Annotated in this window: 1 protein-coding gene; it reads right to left on the minus strand. The window is 56.0% G+C overall.

All coding sequences use genetic code 11. The annotated features are described in order from the left end of the window. Window positions 1–130: 130 nt before the first annotated feature. Window positions 131–1,303 carry an acetate/propionate family kinase gene (locus tag AAAC48_RS09740; RefSeq protein WP_340653989.1) on the minus strand — a complete coding sequence of 391 codons (1,173 nt, stop codon included), beginning with the start codon at window positions 1,301–1,303 and terminating at the stop codon, window positions 131–133. Window positions 1,304–2,136: the final 833 nt, after the last annotated feature.

A 2,136-nucleotide genomic window follows, 5' to 3' on the forward strand; every position in this document is an offset into this window, starting at 1 on the left:
CCTCACGGACCAAGATTTGCTCTGCTATTCCGGCCAGCCTACAGTCAAGTTCGAAGCGTCAGAATGACCTGAGACAGCGCAGACCACACTACTCCAGCCGATATGCTCATGTCGCGACGCTTGGCCGTTTCTATACAGCAACCATACCAAGCGTATGCTGGGCGATCATCAATTCTTCGTCAGTCGGCACCACATAGAGTGCGATCCGGCTATCGGCCGTCGAGACAAGCATTTCGCCGCTTTTATTACGCGCAGGATCCAGCTGCGCCCCCAACCAATTAAGTTTTTTTGCGATCCGCTCGCGCATTACTGGCGAGTTTTCCCCGATTCCAGCGGTGAATACGAAGGCCTCAAGTCCACCCAGCGCTGCAGCAAGCGCGCCTGCATTGAGACTGATCCGATGGACAAAATGGTCGAGCGCTAGCGCGGCGCGGGCATCGTCGCTGGCCAGAAGATCACGCACGTCGTTGCTGATGCCGGACAATCCTTTAAGCCCGGACCCGTTGTAGAGCATGTCCTGCAGTTCTGACGAGGTCATCCTGCCCTGTTCGATAAGATAGAGCAGAACGCCAGGATCAATCTGGCCGCACCGCGTCCCCATAGGCAACCCATCAAGGGCCGTAAAGCCGAATGTGCACTCTAAGCTGTGCCCGTCTCGCAATGCACACATAGAAGCGCCATTGCCAAGATGCGCAACGATCACGCGTCCCTTGGCAATATCTGGTGCAATCTCCTTGAGACGACCTGCCACATATTCATAAGATAGCCCATGGAAGCCATATCGCCGTACTCCCTCGGCAAAAAAATGCGCAGGAATTGCGTAGTGATCAGTTACAGGGTCATGCCCGCGATGAAACGCTGTATCAAAGCAGGCAACCTGCGGGAGTCCTGGCTGGCGTTCCAGCAATGTCCGGATCGGTGCAAGGTTGTTGGGCTGGTGAAGCGGCGCAAGCGGTATATATCGCTCAAGGTCCTCCAGGACATGCTGATCGACACGCACCGGGCGCGCGTAGTCCGGCCCGCCATGAACGACCCGATGACCAACCGCGACAAGCTGCCCCTCGAATTGCTCCCGTAACCATGCTCCGACATGATGCATGGCCGCGGCAAAGTCTGGAACCTCCCCAGATGCATAACTCCGGTCCACGGTCTGCTCGCCCTTTGCATTCTTGACGGTAAAGTGTGGCGCAGTTCCGATGCCCTCCACTTGGCCTTTGACCAGCTTCATCAAGGCGGTACCGACGGCGAACACCTCGAATTTCAGGCTAGACGAACCGGCATTAACGACAAGAATCGTGTCCATTAATCAACCCTCCTCTGTCGGCGCGGTCCGACGGCGCGGGTCGGCAAACACCATGCCTTACCAGTAGCGCGCCTTTTCTTAGCACATCAAGCATCCAACCGGCAGGGCCGCCGTGTCTTGCTTATAGCATTCCGCGTAAGCGCGAATGCTTGCGTCGCGACCTGACTGACCGAACACGCCAGAGCTTGGCGGTTCGCCGACGATATTCACAAACCAACGTGCGCCCTTCAGAGTTCCGCCGGCGATAGAAGTCCCATGCTGCTGCTGTGGTCATGGTCAGGAAAACAAGATAAAATCAAACACTGTTGAGTAGTTTCGGTCCGTTCAAAAAACGTCGAACCATTGTGATACGGCGACCTCAGACAAAACAACACACCAGTTGGCTCTACGATTGAAACGGCTGTTGCTGATCGCAGACCCAACCCACTGGGAGGTTGAGTTGGCGCGCGATGGTGGTCATTAGGATACTGGAGCAGCTTGCACAGGAGTCGGGCACCTTGCGCGGTGTTGTCCCACCGCGAGCATACTGAAGCGACCTTCATCCTGGGCAAGCATTCTACCGGATCGACAGCAGGCACCTGGTCCAGAGAATTTGGCGGGGGTAGTACGAGCCTGTCGGTCTTCTCGTTCGTCCCGCCGCGTCCTAACCGCCGGATGAACGGTGCGCAACTTAATTCTATTAACGTGCCGAGGGATGTCATGGATCAGCAGAAAACTCCCCTCAAGATAACAGCAGTTCGGTTTGTACGCGCGGTCAAGATTTTTATGAGCTCCGAGGCCGGTATGAAAGCGAGATGGATGCTTGCCGGCTTGGTCCTTCTCTTGTGCGGAAT

The organism is Phyllobacterium sp., from assembly GCF_037994405.1.
GTDB lineage: Bacteria > Pseudomonadota > Alphaproteobacteria > Rhizobiales > Rhizobiaceae > Phyllobacterium.

Coding starts and splice junctions, on each gene's coding strand:
- AAAC48_RS09740 (WP_340653989.1), bottom strand. CDS start 1,303: ATGGACACGATTCTTGTCGTTAATGCCGGTTCGTCTAGCCTGAAATTC.